This window comes from Dyadobacter sp. AC419, assembly GCF_979253085.1.
Map to the genome: position 1 here is coordinate 89,291 of NZ_CEEDCD010000020.1, position 19,199 is coordinate 108,489.

A 19,199-nucleotide genomic window follows, 5' to 3' on the forward strand; every position below is an offset into this window, starting at 1 on the left:
AACAAAAATAGCGACAAGCAAAGCCATCCGCAGACGGTTGAAGAAAGCTTAACAATATGATAATTAACAGCCTGAGCCTGTTGGCTATTTGGTCGGAGAAATGCGCTCTGCCAAGTATTGGATCTGCGGTTTAAGTCGCCAGGAAAATTGCGCGCTCACAGGATGGTGATCGGATAGGGGATGGCCCTGATCATTGTTGAAATGCTGGTTCAAAAAAGCATAACTAACCGTGCTCAGCTCGATCTTATCGCTGCTTCGGAAAAATATTTTGTCAATGGTTTCGCTGCTATCAGCCAGGTTCAAAATATTGGCAGCAGGAATTATCTTCAATGGCGTGGGCACTTTCCCTTCGTTTTTATGAGCGATCCACGCGTCTTGCATTCCGTTCACTTTATTGAGCATGTGAATGTTATCGAAGAAATAGCTATAACGGCCGTTCAGATCGCCCATCAAAATCACCGCATTCCCGGAAGAATGTTTCTTAATGTAATCGGATAATTGCCTGATATTCTGGCGGCGGGCGGAGGCTGCATGCAATGTGTTATAAGCATTGCAGTGCGCATTGTAAAAGTCAATAAAAACATCCTGCGCGACTTGTATCTTGCTGTAAGTGAAACCTTTCGGCGTCATGCAGTCCGCTCCGGTGCAATCATTCCATTTCACCCGGACCACTTTACTGATCGGGAATTTTGACAATGTGTTCAACCCGTCACCGAACGGAACGGCGCCTTTTGTTTCCGTGCGGTAATTGTGAACGTCGTCATTATCGTACAGCTGCGTGTGGTAGTTGAAGTCTTCCTGCACATGCACAATGTCAAACGATTGCAGTTTTTTACCAATGGCTGCGGTGCTGCTGGCTCTCGGAGTTTTGGCGCTGCAAATGATGGCAGGCAAGCCGGCAATGTTGTAGCTGATCGCTGAAAACTCTCCCTGAGTTGCCGTCGTAAGGAAGTTGGCCTTTTGCGTACGCAGGTTAATAATGCCTGATCCATTGGACCGCTCGGTGCTATTGCACATGACAAGCAGGACCAAAAGTGCCCATATGCTTAAATTTCGTTTGTTTCTGTAACTAGTTGGCATACTGTCGTAAATGGTTGATGCCAAATTACGATTACAGTATGAACTCAATAAACAGCGGTTGTTATTGAATTATTAAATAAATGCGCTGAGGTCCTTCACGCCTAATTTCCGGGAAGTCGTAAATCCTTCTCCGAATGTGACGCCGATCGCATGACCCATTTCCCGCGCACGTGCAATGACAAATTCAAGGAAATCAGGTGAGGAAATATAACTTTGCGGCTCATCTACATTGTAAGTGGGCACGTAAAACTGGCTCTCAAAAGCACGGATCGCTTCAACTTTCTTGTCGTGCACTGCGGTGATGTCTACAATAAAATCCGGCGTGATGTAGCGGTCCTGCACCGTGTGAAAAACGTGTTTCGGGCGCCACGCTTCCTGCTCATTGCCTTGCTCGTCATAAGTTTTCACCATCCGCAAACCCGAATAGAAACAACTGTCTGAAACAAGCTGGCCCGCGCGTCCGTGATCCGGGTGACGGTCACCAACCGCGTTAGTAATGACGATATCGGGCTGATATTTACGGATATAAGGAATAATTGCTTTTTGATGAGCTTCGTCATTTTTGAAAAAACCATCAGCCAACCCAACATTATCACGCACCGGAATATTCATGATCGTGGCCGCATTTCTTGCTTCCTGAATCCTGCCTTCCGGAGTGCCGCGTGTGCCGAGCTCGCCGCGTGTCAGATCCACGATGCCTACTTTTTTGCCTAATGCTAATTGTGAAAGCAATGTGCCGGCACAGCAGAGTTCAACATCATCAGGGTGGGCTGTGATGGCGAGAATATCTAGTTTCATAATGAGTTTGTTATTTGATGCGAAGCTTTTGGCCGATCCGCAAGGTCGAACGGGTCGAAATGCGGTTTTTTCTGGCAACGGTTGAAATGCTCACACCATATTTTCCTGCAATGGATGAAAGCGTTTCACCTGAACGCACTTTGTGTAAAATAGAGCGGGTGTAAGCCACGGGCGCATCGCCGGAAGCAAATTCGCTTTTGTTTGATTTACCGCGTAAATGGCTCCAAACATTGCTGGTAAGCAAAAAGTGATCCGACTTGATGGCCTTATTTTCCCAGTCAAAAATATTCCGAGGATCGAAAGGATTTCCTTCGTAGCGATTTTCATAATGTAAATGCGATCCTGTGCTGCGTCCGGTGTTTCCGCCAAGCCCGATCACATCGCCCGCTTTCACAATCTGCCCCGATTCCACAAGTTGTTTAGACAAGTGACCATAAAGCGTTTCAAGCCCGTTATAATGTCTTACTACAATAAATCGACCATAACCACTGCCGTCGAATGCCACAATACGGACCATTCCGTCATAGGTTGAACGCACAGTGTCGCCCGTTTCCAGATCCAGGTCGCTTCCGTTGTGCCATCTTCCCCAGCGGTAACCGAAGTTCGACGTTGGCTTGGTGTCCGTCATCGGCGTCGCCCACATGCGGTTTACGGCCGGATCATATAATGTAAGTTCAACAGGTTCGTCAAATTCCAAAGGGCTCAGGCCATAAGGATTAATTGTCCTGGCGTCCCATATCACGTAATATTCAGCTGATTTTACCCATTCATCGGCGACAAGCAGCGAGTCGACCACTTCTACAACTTCGGTTTCGCCTTCATCAATGGTGGTGGTGTCTTCACTTACAACCGGGTTGAGGGGCTTAACCGGCTCAAACTGGTTTTGAAATCTCAAATTGGAAGTTTCTACCTGATATTCATCCTCAGGCTGCGGCGTGCTTACGCGTGTTGGTCCTTCGTTGGCATTGTTTCCGGACTGGTTGATTTTTGGATTTCTTTTGAATTTTCCTCGCTCTTGCGCTTGCGTGTTCCAGGAGATCAAACACACGATCATTAGCAAACTTACAATAAGCTTTACTTTCATAAGTGTTAAAAACAGATCAGACCACACAGTCTATAAAAGCCGATTCGGTGCGGTCTGATTCAAATTAGGGGTTGGGCAAATAAATTAAGCTGTTTCTTCTATAATGGTTTCTACTTCAAGTTCCATTAAAAATTTCTCGGCATCCAATGCAGCCATACAACCGGTTCCGGCAGCGGTAATCGCTTGTCTGTAAACATTATCCTGAGCATCACCGCAAGCAAATACACCTTTAATGTTGGTGCAGGCACTTCCTTTAACAGTTTGAATGTAACCGGTCTCGTCCATGTTCAGATATCCTTTGAAAATATCCGTGTTAGGCTTGTGTCCGATTGCTACAAAGAAACCCGTTGCGTCCAAAAGTTGCTCCTCGCTGGTTTTATTATTTTTTACTAAAACAGATTCAAGTCCGTCTTCACCATTCAACCGAACAGTTTCTGTGTTCCAGAGGATCTCAATGTTTGGCAACATTTCAACACGTTTCTGCATGATCTTCGAAGCACGCATTTCGTCGCGACGAACCAGCAAATAGACTTTCCGGGCCAATTTGGCCAGATAACTTGCTTCCTCAGCAGCTGTATCGCCAGCGCCTACAACAACCACATCCTGTCCGCGGAAGAAAAAGCCGTCACAAACCGCACAAGCTGAAACGCCGCGGCCGTTCAAACGTTCTTCCCCTTCAATTCCAAGCCATTTTGCAGAAGCACCTGTTGAAATAATCACAGAATCAGCCTGGATCTCGTGTTTGTTGTCGATGATCACTTTGTGCGGATGCGTTGTGAAATCTACCGCTGTGGCAAGGCCGTAGCGGATATCGGTGCCAAAACGCCTGGCTTGTTTTTCAAAATTGATCATCATTTCCGGGCCGGTAATTCCGTCAGGATAACCCGGATAGTTGTCAACTTCTGTCGTAATGGTGAGCTGGCCTCCTGGCTGGGCTCCCTGGTAAAGTACAGGATTCAAACCTGCCCTGGATGCATATATAGCGGCTGTATAACCGGCAGGACCGGAGCCGATGATTAAGCAAGAGACTTTCTCGGATGTCATATTATTTTATTACTAATTGTTAACGACGAATGTTTACGAACTAAGTTGTACTCGTCTATTACAACATTGGCAGATCGACAAAAGTGCAAAATTTCACTTCTTTATGCAAATCGATTTAAAGTATACGCCACTCGATTCTGCGGTTTTTTTGTCTGTGTTCCTGGGAGTCATTTGGCGCCACCGGCTGCGTCTCGCCGTAGCCTTTCGAAGTGATCCGATCGGCTACAATGCCCGATTGTTGCAGATATTCCTGAACCGACAACGCCCTTCTCCTTGATAATTCCATATTTTCCGTGTCGGAACCCACATCGTCCGTATGGCCTGAGATTTCAATTTTAACCGATCTGTTTTTGGTTAAAAAATCAACCATTTTACCCAGCTCAACCTTCGACTTCTCGTCAAGACTGTATTCTCCTGTTTTGAAAAATATATTGTTGAGCACTTCCGCACGGTCTTTTTCAATGGCTTCCAAAGGAATATCCAGATCTACAAAAGATGTAGAATCATTAACGGTAAATGATAGACTTTTGAATAAATAACCTGTTCTCGAAACATAAAAGGCATATTCGCCGCCACTGTTGAGAACCGTCAGGAAGAAACCCGTTTTGCTGTCAGAAGAAAATTCTCCGACTTTTTGCTGCGTTTTTAAATCAAAAAGGTCAATTGCGGCAGCCAGCGGTGTGTTTGTTTTTTTATCAAAAACTTTCCCTTTCGCATAGCGCGTCGGAACAATCTTTTCCTTCACCTGATCAGGCAAATTGAATGTATAAAGCAGCGAGCGCCCTTTTTCGCCCGAAGCATCATCCGTGTAGTAAGCCTTTTGTCCGTCCGAAGCAATGAAAAGTCCGACCTGGTCAGCGACTGTATTAATAGGATAACCAATGTTGGTGGCTTGTGACCACGTGGTGTCCGTCCGCTGGGAAATGAAAATGTCGAAGCCGCCCATGCCCGGAAGGCCGTTTGAGGCATAAAAAAGGGTGCGTCCGTTGGCGTGAATGAATGGGGCGTTTTCCTCGTCAGGTGTGTTAATGTGCGTTCCCAGATTTTTCGGTGCAGCCCATTTTCCTTTTTCATCCAGTTTTGAAACCCAGATATCGCGTTTACCTTGTCCGCCCCGGCGATCCGAAGCAAAGTAGAGCAAATGCCCGTCCGCGGACAGCGAAGGTTGCGATTCCCAGTCACGCGTATTGATTTCCTGACCCAGATTTACGGGTGCGCTCCATTCCTTTCCTTCTTTTTTGGAAATGTAAAGATCACAGCTTCCATAGCCATCCTGCCGGTTGCAGGCCGTGAAAACCAATGTGCGGCCATCGGCAGAAACACTGCAAGTGCCTTCGTTATTGGATGTGTTGATCGATTTTGAAATTTCCTCCGGCACATCCCATCCACGTCCGCCCTTAATGCGGTGGGTTGCGTAAATGTTCTCGTCGCGGTTTTCAGTCAGTCCGGTGAAGATCAATGTCTCATCATCGGCAGTCATCACGGGAAAATACTGCGTGCCCAGGAAGTTAACGGTGTCACCCAGCGATCTTTTCTGAATCGTCAGTGGATTTTTGATCGCCTCACGAGCAAATTTGGAAGAAGCAATAGATTTCTCAGCCAGCTTAGCCAGGCTGGATTTGGCAGGAAATAATGGCAATGCTTTTTCAAAATAAACCAAAGCCGAATCATAACGTTCCGCCTCAAAATGATGCTTGCCGATCCATTGCAGCGCAGCGGCCGACTGTGGCGCGGAAGGCCTCAGCTGGATTGCTTTGGCATAATACTTCTTCGTCAGATTGGGGTTTCGCTGCAATTCGTAGATCTGCGCGAGTCTCAGGTTTGTATCGAAACTGTTAGGCTCCTGTTCCAGGACTTTTTCGAAAAGGGCAATCGCTTCGGGCAGTTTTCTGGCCTGCCAGGCTTCCTGCGCTTTCTCATAAGTTTCCCTGGCTTTCCTGGATAATGTGGCGTCCTGTGCGTGTGTTAAATTTGAAATAATCAGACAGGATATTAGCAAAAAAATAGCGGCGCGGTGCATTATGGAATGTTCATATACTTGTGAGTTTGTAACGACATTTTCCATTTTGGATTGTCTTTGATATAGTCAATTATCAAAGGCAGCATCGCCTCGTGCTTACTCCATTCGGGCTGTAAAAGCAGCGTACACTGCTCAGAAACGCGTTCGGCATGGAATTCGGCAAACTCAAAATCGCTCTTGTTGTAAATGATCGCTTTGAGCTCATTTGCATTTTTGTAAATGTCCGGATGCGGCTCTTTGAATTTTTTTGGAGAGAAGCACACCCAGTCCCAATGTCCTGTGAACGGATATACGCCGGATGTTTCGATGTTGGTTTTGAAACCCGCATCTTGCAGCTGACCAGTGAGCTCGTCGAGGTTATACATTAAAGGTTCGCCGCCCGTGATCACCGCCAGACGGCCTGGATATTGCAGCGCGCCATCGACAATGTTATTAATGTTGAATTTGGGATGCAGGTCTGCATTCCAGGACTCTTCACGTCACACCAGTGACAGCCCACTTCACAGCCGCCGAGGCGGATAAAGTAAGCAGCGCGCCCGCTGTGCTGGCCTTCGCCTTGCAAGGTGTAGAAGGCCTCCATTACGGGAAGCATTGTAGATTGTATTGGTAAAGTTTCAGTAAACATTGTGCAAAGATACAAAAAATCAAAAACAGCAGTTTTGTATAAATCGTTGCTGTTCAGCATTGATATGTAACAGCTTTATTTTAGGTTTGTTACAGACCTCACATGAACTAGATCGCACTTAATGAAAAAAACTTTACTGTTTACTGCATTCCTGCTAATAGGGAATGCATTTTGGCCTCTTTTGCCCAAAAAATCGGGATCGTCAATTTTAATTCGCTGCCTGCCGATATGCAGCTTTTTCCTCGGAATGCAAATAACGAAGCCGAGATTACGGTCGCTGGGAATGTTGAAGCGGCGGGATATGCTTACGTTTCTGTGGTCAAGTCGCGCAATGGGGCCAGACAAAGTTATTACAAGAATCAACTCAAATATACGGGTGATGCGGGGGCGTTCAGCATTCCGACAATCATCAAATCTGAGCTGGCGGAATATACATATGCTGTTTACGCATGCAAATCTGCCACAGATTCAACATTGATTGTCACACGCAGCAATGTCGTCGCCGGTGATCTTTACCTGATATATGGCCAGTCAAATGCCGTGGCTTGGGAAGTGGACTACAAGTATCGCAACGAGTTTTGCCGCACTTACGGTTCGGGGCCCAACGGCAACGGCTGGGGATTGGCTAACGATCTCAGCCCGCGGGTTGGCATATTTGGCATTGAATTTCAAAAAGCACCGTTGAGCGGAAAAATATGGCTTTCCTACATGCGTAATCAACGGCGCGCTTGCAGGCGCTTCCCTCGCGCAACTCATTGAGCGCAATCCCAACGACCACGCCGATGCCAGCAAATTTTACGGCGTTTTATTGAATTACGTAAATCAATCTGGCCTGATGCCTGCGCTGAAAGGGATTTTTTACTGGCAGGGTGAGAATGAAGCTGCTTCTCCGGAACCGTTGGTTTGGGCGCCACGTTTTGAACAAATGGTCAACAACTGGAAAGAGGATTACCCGTTGGTTGAGAAAATATATGTTTTTCAGCTCCCGCTTTTCGGCGGCGGCGCTTATGACGACCGCATTGGCCAGTTTCGGGAAGATCAGCGGCTTTTGGGAGTGAAATATCCGATCATTCAGCCTTATGCCGCACTTGGCGCTCCGGGCTGGAATGGGTTCCATTATGGATTGGAGGGCTATTTGAAGGTAGGGCAGGATTTGGCTGATATGGCGGGATTTTATCATTATGGTAAAAAGGAAAAAATCACTTCACCGAGCTTGCAAAAGGCATTTTATTCAAAAAAGGATTCATCGGAAATCACTATGGTTTTCGAGGATTATCAAAAAATGATTTATCCGAATGACACGTCGAATTCAAACATTGAGGGCAGTCAGGAGCCTGTTTCTAACTATTCTGTCAAAGACTTTTTTACCTGAATGCAGAATGGCAAAAGCTCAAAATCGGGCAGGGCAGAGGCGAACAAGATCATTGTTGAAAAGAAAGCCGCCGGGCCGGATTCATTAATCAAATATTTGCCTTCAAAATATCATTATGCGGGATTGCTGTCTGCACCTTGGGTTTATATCGGCCCTTTTCTGAGAAATGATAAGGGTTTCCGGGCTTTCGCATTTCATCACAATAAAATCTATCCATTTCCTGATCTTGGAAAGTTAACGCTCACGGCAAGAGACGAAGTCGGCAATGTATTGCTAAGCTGGAACGAGTTGCCGGGTGCAACAGGCTACATTCTGGAAAGACTCGGAGGCGTGGATTCTGCGGGCGCACATGAAATATTGCATTTGCCTTTGCCAGGCGTCTTACACGGATGCATCCGCGAAGCAAGGCGTTGCATACACTTACTCGATCCGCGCGATAACCGAGCATGCAGAGTCTGACATAACAAGCATCCGGCACACCAAACTGAGTGAGGATGTGTTGACTGTGGAGCCGCTTGCAGCCGCTAACTTCAATATTTTTTCCCCAATCCGGCTGCCGGAGAGGTGAATGTGGTTTCTGATCACAGCAAAATAGGTTTGGTGGAAATATTCTCGAATTCTGGCGTTAAGCTGAAAGAAGCACTTTATGATCAGCAGCAATGGGCGGTCGTCAACCTAGCCGGACTAAACAGCGGCATGTATCTGATCAGGATCCACACCGCCAAAGGATCAGTCGTGAAGCAAGTGGCGATCCGATAGTTGGCCGGCGATGCTGTATCCGGAGGGACCGGCTTCCCCGGATCTTTGCCATATAGTAGATTTAGTGGCATATTTACAGTATGAATATTACACCAATTCATCAGCAGGAAGTTATTTGTGCATTGGCCACGCCGTCGGGCGTTGGAGCGATCGCAGTCATCAGGGTTTCCGGGAGAAGGCTCAATATCAATGGTTAACGCTGTTTTTAAGGGCAAAGATCTTGAAAAGGCCGAGAGCCACACCGCACATTTCGGGACGATCCAGGCAGACGGGGAAATCATCGACGAAGTGCTGGTGACTGTTTTTAAAACACCGAGATCATTTACAAAAGAAGATTCAGTAGAAATATCCTGTCACGGCTCCGACTATATCATCAGGCAAATATTGAAGTTGCTGATCACCAATGGAGCCAGGATCGCCAAGCCCGGAGAATTCACTCAGCGCGCGTTTTTGAATGGCCAGTTTGACTTGGTACAAGCCGAAGCAGTCGCCGACCTTATCGCCGCCGATTCGCAAGCCAGCCATAAAACTGCTTTGAATCAATTAAGAGGCGGTTTTTCGAAGAAACTGGCATCATTACGCCAGGAACTCATTCATTTCGCATCCTTAATCGAGCTTGAACTGGATTTCGGTGAAGAAGACGTAGAATTTGCGCAGCGCGATGATCTTCGCCGCTTGATAGAAGCATTGTTGAGCACGATTTCACCGCTGGTCGAATCGTTTGATTTTGGCAATGCATTAAAAGAAGGCGTGCCCGTGGCGATCATCGGTTCACCCCAATGTCGGCAAATCCACATTGCTCAATGCGCTTTTAAATGAAGAAAAAGCGATCGTAACCAGCATTGCCGGCACCACCCGCGACGTAATCGAAGACACCATCGTCCTGGAAGGCCTCAAATTCCGCTTCATCGACACAGCAGGCATCCGCGAAACCACAGATCTCGTCGAATCCATCGGCATCGAGCGCTCCAAAGCCGCCATGGAAAAAGCCGACATCGTGATTTTCCTCTTCGACAGTGTAGCAACGCTCAAAGAAAACCAGCAACTCGCCGCACTCCTCCGGGCAGACAAGCAAGTGTTATATGTGCTAAACAAGATCGACATCAGTGACATTACGCCAGAAACGCTAAACGCACTCCAAAACAACGTAATCTCCATTTCCGCAAAATCACAAACCGGATTATCCAACCTGACCAACAAGCTCGTTTCCATGGTCTACGGACAATCCGCAAGCGACACAGTGGTCACAAATCTGCGCCACTACGAACATCTGGTCAAGACACACGACGCATTAACCGACGTTTTGAACGGGCTTGAAACAGGTGTGACCGGTGATTTTCTGGCGCAAGACATTCGGCTTTCGCTGCATCATTTGGGGGAGATTACAGGGACGATTGTGACGGATGATTTGCTGGATAATATTTTTAGTAAGTTTTGTATCGGGAAGTAGATTAAAAGTCCAGCACAATGTCTGTATTATGATTTTTAGGATTTTAAGATTGTAGGAATTACTTAAGCGAACACACATGACACACTTGGAGTTAACTCATAAGATTATTGGATGCGCTATGAAAGTTCATGGTGTATTAGGAAATGGTTTTCAGGAAGTGATTTATCAACGTGCGTTAGCAATTGAAATGCAAAAGCAACGGTTGAACTACAAACGTGAAATGGAAATGTACATCTATTATGATGGGATTAAAGTCGGCACACGCAGAGTAGATTTCTTTGTTGAAAACATAATAATGCTTGAAATGAAAGCGGTAATACGCTTAGAAGATGCACATCTGTCCCAGGCAATGAACTACTGCCAGGCATACAATTTACCCATCGGCTTATTGATAAATTTTGGCTCGAAAAGTTTAGAATTTAAGCGAGTATACAATCTTAATCACCCTGATAACAAAGAGTATATCAAAAATCGAAGCGCAGGAATTAAGTCTTAATAAAAACAGAAGTCGAATCCAAGAATCCTCAAATCCAACAAATCCTAATACTGACAGTTGAGTAGGATGCGTTCAGTTAATCCAACCCCCCTCTCACTCCCCCCAAACCGTCACAACCAGCCCCCTCGCTCCGCCGCGGTCCCGGTGCTCGCATAGGTAAATGCCTTGCCAGGTGCCTAGTGCCAGGCGGCCGTTGCGGATGGGGATCATGACTGAGCTGCCTAGTAACGAGGCTTTTAAGTGGGCGGGCATGTCGTCGGAGCCTTCGTAGTCGTGCTCGTAATCGGGGTCGTTTTCTTTTACGGTTTTGTTGAAAAACATTTCAAAATCCTTTCTTACAGTCGGATCGGCGCTTTCGTTGATGGTTAGCGAAGCGGAGGTGTGCTGGATGAAAACCTGGCACATGCCGACTTTAATCTCGGCAATCTGGGGCATCACGTGCAGGATTTCGTTTGTGATGAGATGAAAACCCCGGCGCTTCTCACGCAATGTTATGCTTTGCTGAAATATCTTCATTGGATAAAGTTATCAATCTGTGGTCAATCCGTTTGCTGACTTGCAGCATTTCACGTATAACATTGTCGCGCCAGCCCCCTGAGATTGGCCCGATTGCACGTGTTTTAAAAGGGTTGAAAGGGCTAATTTTGAGTGTGTTATATAAGATGTAATTTTTTATTTAGATCAAAAGGTTATGCAAAAGCAAATCACATTTTTCCACGGTGGCGGGTCAAAAGAGGATTATGAGGCGGATAAAAAGTTGGTGGCCTCGCTACAACTGAAACTAGGTGAGAACTATGCCATTCATTATCCCTTTTTGCCCAATGATGGCTCGCCCCGATCTCGGCAGACGAACGCAGATCAGTAGCGAAATTGCAGCGGCTGAGGATGGTGTTATGCTGGTTGCGCACTCTTTCGGAGCTTCCATGTTGCTGGCTTGTCTTTCTGAAAAAGCCGTTAACAGACAAATTAGAGGCATTTTTCTGCTGGCGACACCATTCTAGGAGTGGAGAAGAAGATTGGGTCCAACCCTTTAAGTTAAAGACTGATTTTGCCGAAAAAATAGACAAAAATACGCCGCTATTCTTCTATCATTGTATAGACGATGAAGAGGTTCCATTTGCGCAACTGGCTGTATACAAGCAACAACTTCCGTGGGCCACTTTCCGGGAACTGAAAACGGGTGGTCATCAATTTGGAAATGATCTGGAAGTTGTTGCGCAGGACATTAAGTCGCTGTAATGTTAAAAGGGTAAGCGATCAGGCATGAGCATTTTCTTTGGATTTAAAGAACAGCTTTTTAATGCCTGTTGCCAATGCAAAAACAACAAGTCCCAAAGCCAAGCCGATCAAAAATTCTTTCACGGTTGCGGGAAGCGTGGGAAACAGGTGATGGAAAAAAGGAATGTTGTGAACAAAAATCCCGCCGGAAACGAGGATCAATGCGATCGTTCCTACTGCCCCCAGAAACTTGATCATCAGCGGCAAAGCTTTTACCAGCACGTGCCCCAACTTTCCGAAAATGCCTTTATCACCTGATTTTTTAATCAATTTGTAACCAGCATCATCAGATCTTACAATGAGTGCGACGATGCCATAAACACCGACTGTCGCCAACAAAGCAACCGCAGAAACGGTCAATATCTGAATCGTAAGATTTTCTGTCGCAACGCTTCCCAAAGCGATAATTACGATCTCGATAGATAGGATGAAGTCAGTAGTCACAGCGGATTTCACTTTCTCCTTCTCGTTTTCCAGTTGCAACGTCGCATCTCCCTTCGGATTCTCCTTGATAACCGTGTGCTCTTTTTGGGATGAGGAAAAATGTATTCATATATCTTCTCAACACCTTCATAGGCCAGATAAAGCCCTCCTAAATCAGAATGTAAGTGATCGCGGCCGGTAAAAAAGCGTTCAGCAACAGCGCCACGGGCACAATAATGAGCTTATTGAGAAGTGAGCCCTTTGTGATCGACCACAAAACGGGCAGCTCGCGCTCAGACAAAAAACCCGTTGCTTTTTCAGCATTTACAGCCAAATCATCGCCGAGGATGCCTGCCGTTTTTCTGGTTGCTACTTTCGTCGCCAGGGCAACGTCGTCCATTAAAAATGCTATATCATCTAAAATGGCAAAAAAGCCTGATGCCATACAATGTTTTAAAATTTTACCTAAAAATTCGCTCCAGCCAAATGAGGAGCACTTAATTGTGTGCGAAGGTAACCATAAATTGATATGCTACCCGGCTCGAAGCATGGTCACGAACACCAAATCGAGAAAATTGGCACGCCAATTTTGGGAGAAGGCAGTTTTTATGAATTTCGATTACGTCGAAATTCGGTTACAACTTAAAAATTGTCTGTTATTAAGCATGGTGTACTCAATCGTTTATTTAAGTTCGTCCAATGGTCTTTTCGATGACCAGGATATCAATAATATTTTAGCGAAAAGCCGGAAAAACAACACGTCATTGGACGTCACGGGCGCCTTGCTGTATTGCAATGGAAATATTATCCAGGTTTTGGAGGGCGATCAAGAGGCGTTGGAAAGTCTGTTTGTGAAGATAGAAAGGGACCCACGTCACTCGCGGGTGATCAAACTTTTTCAGGGACCGGTTCCGCAAAGGTCTTTTGAGACGTGGTCGATGGGTTACAACACGACCGATATCCGCAACATGGAGGAACTTAAAGACCAGCTGTTATTCATTGAAAATCCACATATGCCGAGTGTTGGCGACAACAAAGTCATTTCGCTGTTGCAAACTTTTTATAAAAACAATTATCGGAATTAAGTGAATCCGGATTATAAAGTGGGTGCTGAATGATGCCGGTTCACATGTTTTTCATTCCGCCAGCCAGCCTTATGGCTTCGTCAATGACTTCTTTCGGGTAATCATTCAGCTCTAAAATTCTGATCGCGTTGGTTGTGCTTAGTTTGCCGGGTTTTAGTTTGTAATCAAAAACAATTTCATCTCCGTCAACGATCTCCGTGAAATGATAAAGGTCAAATGTGTCGGACAAATGTTCTGCCAGCTCGCGATCATGCGTGGAAGCGAGCGCGAGATCATTTCCGCTGGTGAGATAGCTGAGCACGGCTTTTCCGATTGCAATCCTTTCCACAGAGTTGGTGCCTTTGAATAGTTCATCCAGCAGAAAGAGGTTAGCATGTGTGCATTGGCTTTCCAGCAGCAAGTTTTTCAATGTCAAAACCTCTTCGAAATAATAACTTTTATCGCCAAGCAAATCGTCTGAAATCCGGATTGAAGAATGGATTTTCATGGCCGGCATTTCAAATTCGTTTGCAAAACACGTGTTAATCGTCTGTCCAATCAATGCATTGATGCCCACCGTGCGAATAAAAGTGGTTTTGCCCGACATATTTGATCCAGTCAGCAGCGCCGATTTTTGGTTTAATATCAAATCATTTGGGACGCCATTAAAAATCAAAGGATGATAAACGGCTTTCGCATGAAGTCTTTTTTTCGTCTCATGAATGACCGGTTGGCAATGGTAAGGAACGCTTTCCCTGAGTGCTAATGTGGAAAGGGCAATGTCGTTTCAGCTACGAACTGAAAGATATTTTGAATGTGCAGCCTTTTGGAATCAAGGATTTTTAAGATGGTAAAGAGCAAGACAGGCTCGACCAAAAACAAGGCTTTGAACAACTCGAAAACATAATCAACAAACTGACCGATTTCCCCTTGCAGTTTCGCCTCGATCTTGAAAATAGACATGGCTAAGCCCAGCTGATTCAGCTCGTTAACCTGTTCTTGTAAGGCAATGTTATGGTCGGCAAATCTGCTGTCTTTTAGTAAGTTGTCGGCTGTTTGTATTAATACAAGGAGCTGAGGAATTGAACTTCCGTATTGATATAAATTATTCTTGTTCCAATAATGAAAGCCCAGATTGACCGGCAGCAGAACGATCAGGAAGATCAGTATTTGGGGAATAAAAAAGGACATTACAACGCCGATCACACTGAGTGCAGAAAGCATTTGAATCAGCCAGTAAAATTTCGGTCGTTCTGTGTATTTCCCGTGAAAAAGCGAAGTAATGTAGTAAGCGTCGGTTTTATTCAGCTTGGCAATCTCGGCTGTAACCGCAGTTCTCAGTTCGGGATCTTTGGTGAAGTTTCCGATATTGGTTTCCAGCCGCTGTTTCCTCGCGCTGCCGATCGGGATCGTTCGCATGAAGTAATACAAATATTGCTGCCCAATGCTGGAAACGGTTCTGTCAATGTATTTGAAGACGTCTTCGAGATCGAGGTCCTGAAATGTTCGGTCAGAAATCACCTGCAAAGCGCCCTCTGCCTTATCCGCGATGAAATACTTTTCAATTTGATAAAAATTAAAAAAGCCTGTTTTGATCTGTTGCGGATTTTCTGACTCAGCGGACACTTTTGATGACATTTCTTCAAGATAAATTGTAAAACCTCACGACCGAAAGAACTCAACCAATCGCAAGATCAATTTATAATTTTAGAAACTCGAAACCCAGAAAGTGTTATGGGCGGGGAATGGCTATGAGGAAATCAACTAAAACTCTTCTCCGGATCTTACAGTAAACTTGTATAAAATAGGCTGTTTTTAGAATGGCGAAGGTGAAGCCGCGAGTTCCCGTCGCGGAAACCGCCTAGGAGAATGAAGCTGCCGAAGAAGAAGGCCGGGCCCACGAGCGGCGTTTTGATGAGGCGATATTTGATTCGCTGCTTCCAGGTGAATTTGGTGATCAGTGAAGTTTCGGAATACAATTTCATAAATCGCGCGGCTTCCCAACTTGCGTATGCATTGTGCTTGTCAATGTAATGCGATATGCCGGAAATGCTGGTGGTCAATTTTGCTTTCAATAAGCCCGATTTTCCCATTTAATATGGGGTGCTCGTGAATCTCCATGTCGAGATGGCTCCATTGATCCTCATCGATCATTTCATACTCGCCTTTTCCGACCTGAAACAGCGCCAGTTTGCGCAGCGGATAGCCGCCCTTTAACTCTTTCCCCAAAAAATAAACCGTGTAATTAAGCCAATATCCGACGACGTCAGTTTGCTGGGTCAGCGTATTTCTCAGATCCGACTTGAACTTGGGCGTAAGATATTCGTCAGACGTCCAGAAACATCACCCATTTCGTTTGCGGAGCATGAACGCGGAGATACCAGTTTCTCTTTTTTGGAAAATGACCGTTCCAGTTAAACTCAATCACCTCTACGCCAAATTCCTTTGCAATTTCCTGCGTTCTGTCTGTGCTGTGCGAATCGATCACAACAATTTTTGCAGCCAGCTCCGGTCCGATTGCATGCAGACAATTTGCCAGATTTTTTTCTTCGTTTCGAACTGGGATAACGATGGTCAGGTCAAGTGGACTCATGGGACAATACTTTTTGGGCTGTACGTGGTTCTTCAATTACCCGTTTTTTGATCGGCTTGCAGGGGTGACCTGCGCAGACGGTCCATTCGGGCATATTTTTATGGACTACGGAGCGTGCGCCAATGACGCAGCCCGCTCCAATTGTTACTCCGGGATGCACAAACGAATCTGCCGCAACCCAGGCTTGTTCGCCAATGTAAATGGGTCGGGTTGTCAGCGGAAACCCCGCTTTCGTGTAGTCGTGTGTGCCCGTGCATAAATGTGTTCCCTGCGATATGACGGCTCTTTTTCCAATAATGATTTTGCCCTGACTGTATAAAATCACCTTATTGGCAATGCCACATTCATCATGAAGTTCAAGGTTCCAGGGCGCCCATATCACCACACCCGGATACACATGTACGCCGCGGCCGACTTGGCACCAAAGCAACGCAGTATAAATGAACGCCATGCATGAAACGGCTTGGGCGAATATTTAAACAAAACAGATGACACCGACCACATTGCCCGACCAGCCCTGTTCGCGAGTGAGAACGAAGGCCCGCTATGCGTATTTGAATTGATTTCCATGAATATTCACATTGCTCGTACAACGGATCATGCACAAATAATTTGTAACCGCAACAATTAACGTTATCCTATATACGACAAGGAATTCTACAAGCGTTTTGCGTGCTTTATTAGCTTGCATTAAGTCGTAGTCATGCAAAAATCAACTCCCTTTAACCAGAATCCAATAGCCCTGAGGCAAGACGGGCAAATGTTCCGATGAGGCGGACATTAAACGGAACTATTGATATACATTTTCTTCTACATGCAGCCCTTCGAGCCATTTAAGGAAATCAGTCGCATTGGCTTTGCTGATAATGACGGGCTCAGGCGTGCGTGAAGCAATGCCGATGAGAAGCTTTCTGCCGAAATACTGCTGAATGCTCGTTACCGACTTCCTATGAATGATAAACTGCCTGTTTGCCCTGAAAAAATCCCGGGGATTCAGCGTCTCAAAAATGTTGTTAAGCGTGTCTCTGGTCTCGTATTGGCCATTTTCGGAGTAAACGGTCACCTGATAATTGTTATAGTAAATGTAGTCGACCTTGTCCAGGCTGATGGGAATGATCTGATCCTTAAAATACACGAGAATCGAGCTTCTGAACCCGTTTAAGGTCGAAATAGCGTGGCTGAGCCGAAGTGAATCCTGGGAGACGTCCTCACCGAAAAAGCGCCGGAAACGGCAGAACTTCTCCAAACTTCTGTTCAGAATGTTGCTGTCAAGCGGTTTTACGAGATAATCGATGCCGTTGTTTTCGAACGCCTTCATCGCAAATTCATAGTCATCAGTATAATAAATCACCGGACAAGTGATGGTAAAATCCTGGAACAGCTTGAATATCAGACCGTCTGGCAGGCGAACGCCACAGATGATCAGATGTGGGGATTTGTTGTTAACCAACCATTTTTTGGCTTCTTTAATTGAACCAACCATTGCGCACACCTTGAAGCCACTTCCAAATTGCTCTATAATATTTTGCAGTTTTGATGCCACTTTCGCTTCTTCTTCAATAACGAGTATACTGATCATTGAGTAGAGGTTTTGATGAGTAAATCTAAACGTTGTATAAAATTCCTGAATTTATCTAAAAGCCTATACGGCGTACTTGCGTCTTATTAAAAAGACATTAAAATAGAAAACGCCAAAGCAAGCGTCCGGTGCCTGTTGAAATTCTCTACAATATTGTGTCAGAAATTCCTCAGTAATCTTTGATTTGCTGTCGTTGAGATTTTACTTAGCTCATTTGTCTTCCTGCAATGCAATTTGAAATAAGTCAAATTTTGTTGTTCTGGGCACATTTTACAAATCCTATGCCTTAATTAGTGGGAAAGCGGACTTTCGAAATGAAGGGCCTGCCTGTTAAAATGGGTAATTGTCAAATTTTCTGCAAGTGATTATAAAAACTGTGCCTAAGGGGAGCGCTTTAATTGCTTTATGACTGAATATACGAATGCAGACGCGTCGAACCTAATTTTTTGCAGCTTTAAATCGGTTCTTTCTGATCGTATTAATGAATGATCCTGGGAGAAGTTTTTTCGTTAGTGCGATGCCAATGCCTTTGATTGCTTTGGGAGAATCTGTTTTTGTAATGTAAGCATGTCCTTGGGCTGTAATGTTGCCACAGATGTTTCAGGAAACGCAGGATAATTGGCCCGCATACCAAAGCCTAGGTAATCAAGTATTTCCGGGTCGGTATTTGTCATAAAGGAAGTGTTGATCAGGATATTCTCGCCGTGGCCCTGATGTCTGTCCGACAATTCGTCGACCTGAAAAAGCAGCGTAGTGCGCTTGAAACCACTTTTTTTGAATGGTTGCGCGCGATGCACCATCCTGGAATTACAGATGATCAGCGTTCCTTTCGGAGCGCGTACAGAGACGATTTCTTTACCATAATGCTGATCGATGTAGTTGTCCTCGAAGAAGCGCTCATTATTATCTTGCGACCACTTTTGGGAATAGGGGATGAGCTGGAAAGGATTGGTGTCCGACACGTCGGACAAGTAAAACATGAACATCAGCCCGGGCAGATCATGCTTTCCTTCGTACGCATTTCCATCTTGCAGGTTGTTGTCGGTGTGCCATGGAATATGCGAAGCAGTGTGCGTTTCATAAATTTTTTGATTGCTCATTTTGAATGGCTTATCGAAATAACTGCGGCATATTGCCCGGATATTTTCAGAAGTGATAATATCGAAGCAAGTGCGTGAGACCGCCAGCGTGTGCGAAAAGTAATTGCTGCTATGCGCCTTTACGAATCCGATGCGGTTGTCGTTCACCAGCACCTGTTCGCCAGGCAGCGAGTGCATAAGGCTGTTTAGCGTGCTCGTCGTGAGTGCGTTCTCAAAAATCTGGTAACCCTTTTCATTTTTGATCTGGTTAGCAACGGATTGAGCATCAGTTTCGCTAAAACTGGAAGAGAATAATTGTGGATAAGTTGTAGTCATTTTGCCAGATGTTTTTGTGGAATAGCGTCTTACTCTTTATCGAAATTATTTGTCTGGTTAAATAAGGGTTTAATGCGAAATAACCATGATTAAAAATGTAGAATTAATGTCCCTGAATA

At 45.4% G+C, this 19,199-nt stretch carries 22 protein-coding genes and 3 pseudogenes; 8 read left to right on the forward strand and 17 right to left on the reverse strand.

Going from position 1 to position 19,199, the window contains the following annotated elements; translation table 11 throughout:
- Window positions 1-84: 84 nt before the first annotated feature.
- The 6 genes and pseudogenes from AC0IYG_RS17375 to AC0IYG_RS17400 all read right to left on the reverse strand — a co-directional run bounded on the left by AC0IYG_RS17375 (window position 85) and on the right by AC0IYG_RS17400 (window position 6,606).
- Window positions 85-1,017 (reverse strand): exonuclease/endonuclease/phosphatase family protein, encoded by a 933-nt coding sequence (locus AC0IYG_RS17375; protein ID WP_471712406.1) that lies wholly within the window; start codon window positions 1,015-1,017, stop codon window positions 85-87.
- A gap of 135 nt (window positions 1,018-1,152) precedes the next feature.
- Entirely contained in the window at window positions 1,153-1,878 is a 726-nt protein-coding gene (gene bshB1, locus AC0IYG_RS17380; RefSeq protein ID WP_471712407.1) for a bacillithiol biosynthesis deacetylase BshB1, read from the reverse strand.
- A 10-nt stretch (window positions 1,879-1,888) separates the two neighbouring features.
- Window positions 1,889-2,962: a peptidoglycan DD-metalloendopeptidase family protein gene (locus tag AC0IYG_RS17385; RefSeq protein ID WP_471712408.1), complete on the reverse strand. Its 1,074-nt coding sequence runs from the start codon at window positions 2,960-2,962 to the stop codon at window positions 1,889-1,891.
- A gap of 84 nt (window positions 2,963-3,046) precedes the next feature.
- Entirely contained in the window at window positions 3,047-4,006 is a 960-nt protein-coding gene (trxB, locus tag AC0IYG_RS17390; RefSeq protein WP_471712409.1) for a thioredoxin-disulfide reductase, read from the reverse strand.
- A gap of 115 nt (window positions 4,007-4,121) precedes the next feature.
- Window positions 4,122-6,005, reverse strand: a complete 1,884-nt coding sequence (locus AC0IYG_RS17395) for an OmpA family protein (RefSeq protein WP_471712410.1) — start codon at window positions 6,003-6,005, stop codon at window positions 4,122-4,124.
- Between the two features lie 20 nt (window positions 6,006-6,025).
- Window positions 6,026-6,606, reverse strand: a pseudogene (locus AC0IYG_RS17400) (7-carboxy-7-deazaguanine synthase QueE).
- 216 nt (window positions 6,607-6,822) lie between these two features.
- Here AC0IYG_RS17400 and AC0IYG_RS17405 point away from each other — a divergent pair.
- The 6 genes and pseudogenes from AC0IYG_RS17405 to AC0IYG_RS17430 all read left to right on the forward strand — a co-directional run bounded on the left by AC0IYG_RS17405 (window position 6,823) and on the right by AC0IYG_RS17430 (window position 10,728).
- Complete coding sequence (locus AC0IYG_RS17405) at window positions 6,823-7,410, forward strand: hypothetical protein (protein ID WP_471712411.1); 588 nt, start codon at window positions 6,823-6,825, stop codon at window positions 7,408-7,410.
- Window positions 7,406-8,023, forward strand: a complete 618-nt coding sequence (locus tag AC0IYG_RS17410; RefSeq protein ID WP_471712586.1) for a sialate O-acetylesterase — start codon at window positions 7,406-7,408, stop codon at window positions 8,021-8,023. The genes AC0IYG_RS17405 and AC0IYG_RS17410 overlap by 5 nt, the downstream gene beginning before the upstream one ends.
- Entirely contained in the window at window positions 8,024-8,482 is a 459-nt protein-coding gene (locus AC0IYG_RS17415) for a hypothetical protein (protein ID WP_471712412.1), read from the forward strand.
- A gap of 93 nt (window positions 8,483-8,575) precedes the next feature.
- Window positions 8,576-8,782, forward strand: a pseudogene (locus tag AC0IYG_RS17420) (T9SS type A sorting domain-containing protein); the annotation flags it as partial.
- A gap of 80 nt (window positions 8,783-8,862) precedes the next feature.
- Window positions 8,863-10,232, forward strand: a pseudogene (gene mnmE / locus AC0IYG_RS17425) (tRNA uridine-5-carboxymethylaminomethyl(34) synthesis GTPase MnmE).
- 76 nt (window positions 10,233-10,308) lie between these two features.
- Window positions 10,309-10,728, forward strand: coding sequence for a GxxExxY protein (locus tag AC0IYG_RS17430; RefSeq protein ID WP_471712413.1), 420 nt, complete (start codon window positions 10,309-10,311; stop codon window positions 10,726-10,728).
- 93 nt (window positions 10,729-10,821) lie between these two features.
- On the opposite strand, the gene AC0IYG_RS17435 is transcribed toward AC0IYG_RS17430, so the two are convergent.
- Window positions 10,822-11,244: a secondary thiamine-phosphate synthase enzyme YjbQ gene (locus AC0IYG_RS17435; RefSeq protein WP_471712414.1), complete on the reverse strand. Its 423-nt coding sequence runs from the start codon at window positions 11,242-11,244 to the stop codon at window positions 10,822-10,824.
- A gap of 305 nt (window positions 11,245-11,549) precedes the next feature.
- Between AC0IYG_RS17435 and AC0IYG_RS17440 the strand changes: the two genes are divergently transcribed.
- The gene (locus tag AC0IYG_RS17440) at window positions 11,550-11,729 is read left to right on the forward strand and encodes an alpha/beta hydrolase (RefSeq protein ID WP_471712415.1); all 180 of its coding nucleotides are present in this window, start codon (window positions 11,550-11,552) and stop codon (window positions 11,727-11,729) included.
- 256 nt (window positions 11,730-11,985) lie between these two features.
- Here AC0IYG_RS17440 and AC0IYG_RS17445 read toward each other — a convergent pair whose 3' ends face one another.
- Entirely contained in the window at window positions 11,986-12,489 is a 504-nt protein-coding gene (locus AC0IYG_RS17445) for a DUF808 family protein (RefSeq protein ID WP_471712416.1), read from the reverse strand.
- 109 nt (window positions 12,490-12,598) lie between these two features.
- On the reverse strand, window positions 12,599-12,874 hold the full coding sequence (locus AC0IYG_RS17450; protein ID WP_471712417.1) for a DUF808 family protein: 276 nt from the start codon (window positions 12,872-12,874) through the stop codon (window positions 12,599-12,601).
- A gap of 220 nt (window positions 12,875-13,094) precedes the next feature.
- Between AC0IYG_RS17450 and AC0IYG_RS17455 the strand changes: the two genes are divergently transcribed.
- On the forward strand, window positions 13,095-13,514 hold the full coding sequence (locus tag AC0IYG_RS17455) for a BLUF domain-containing protein (protein WP_471712418.1): 420 nt from the start codon (window positions 13,095-13,097) through the stop codon (window positions 13,512-13,514).
- Between the two features lie 40 nt (window positions 13,515-13,554).
- Here AC0IYG_RS17455 and AC0IYG_RS17460 read toward each other — a convergent pair whose 3' ends face one another.
- The 8 genes from AC0IYG_RS17460 to AC0IYG_RS17495 form a co-directional block, all read right to left on the reverse strand.
- Window positions 13,555-14,169, reverse strand: a complete 615-nt coding sequence (locus AC0IYG_RS17460; RefSeq protein WP_471712419.1) for a MutS-related protein — start codon at window positions 14,167-14,169, stop codon at window positions 13,555-13,557.
- 86 nt (window positions 14,170-14,255) lie between these two features.
- Window positions 14,256-15,131 (reverse strand): hypothetical protein, encoded by an 876-nt coding sequence (locus AC0IYG_RS17465; protein WP_471712420.1) that lies wholly within the window; start codon window positions 15,129-15,131, stop codon window positions 14,256-14,258.
- 146 nt (window positions 15,132-15,277) lie between these two features.
- Window positions 15,278-15,568, reverse strand: a complete 291-nt coding sequence (locus tag AC0IYG_RS17470; RefSeq protein ID WP_471712421.1) for a hypothetical protein — start codon at window positions 15,566-15,568, stop codon at window positions 15,278-15,280.
- Window positions 15,519-15,722, reverse strand: a complete 204-nt coding sequence (locus AC0IYG_RS17475; protein ID WP_471712422.1) for a hypothetical protein — start codon at window positions 15,720-15,722, stop codon at window positions 15,519-15,521. The genes AC0IYG_RS17470 and AC0IYG_RS17475 overlap by 50 nt, the downstream gene beginning before the upstream one ends.
- Window positions 15,723-15,819: 97 nt before the next feature.
- Window positions 15,820-16,086: a glycosyltransferase gene (locus AC0IYG_RS17480; RefSeq protein ID WP_471712423.1), complete on the reverse strand. Its 267-nt coding sequence runs from the start codon at window positions 16,084-16,086 to the stop codon at window positions 15,820-15,822.
- Complete coding sequence (locus AC0IYG_RS17485; RefSeq protein WP_471712424.1) at window positions 16,073-16,537, reverse strand: putative colanic acid biosynthesis acetyltransferase; 465 nt, start codon at window positions 16,535-16,537, stop codon at window positions 16,073-16,075. The genes AC0IYG_RS17480 and AC0IYG_RS17485 overlap by 14 nt, the downstream gene beginning before the upstream one ends.
- Before the next feature lie 339 nt (window positions 16,538-16,876).
- Complete coding sequence (locus AC0IYG_RS17490; protein ID WP_471712425.1) at window positions 16,877-17,665, reverse strand: LytR/AlgR family response regulator transcription factor; 789 nt, start codon at window positions 17,663-17,665, stop codon at window positions 16,877-16,879.
- Between the two features lie 509 nt (window positions 17,666-18,174).
- Complete coding sequence (locus AC0IYG_RS17495; RefSeq protein ID WP_471712426.1) at window positions 18,175-19,080, reverse strand: phytanoyl-CoA dioxygenase family protein; 906 nt, start codon at window positions 19,078-19,080, stop codon at window positions 18,175-18,177.
- Between the last annotated feature and the right edge of the window lie 119 nt (window positions 19,081-19,199).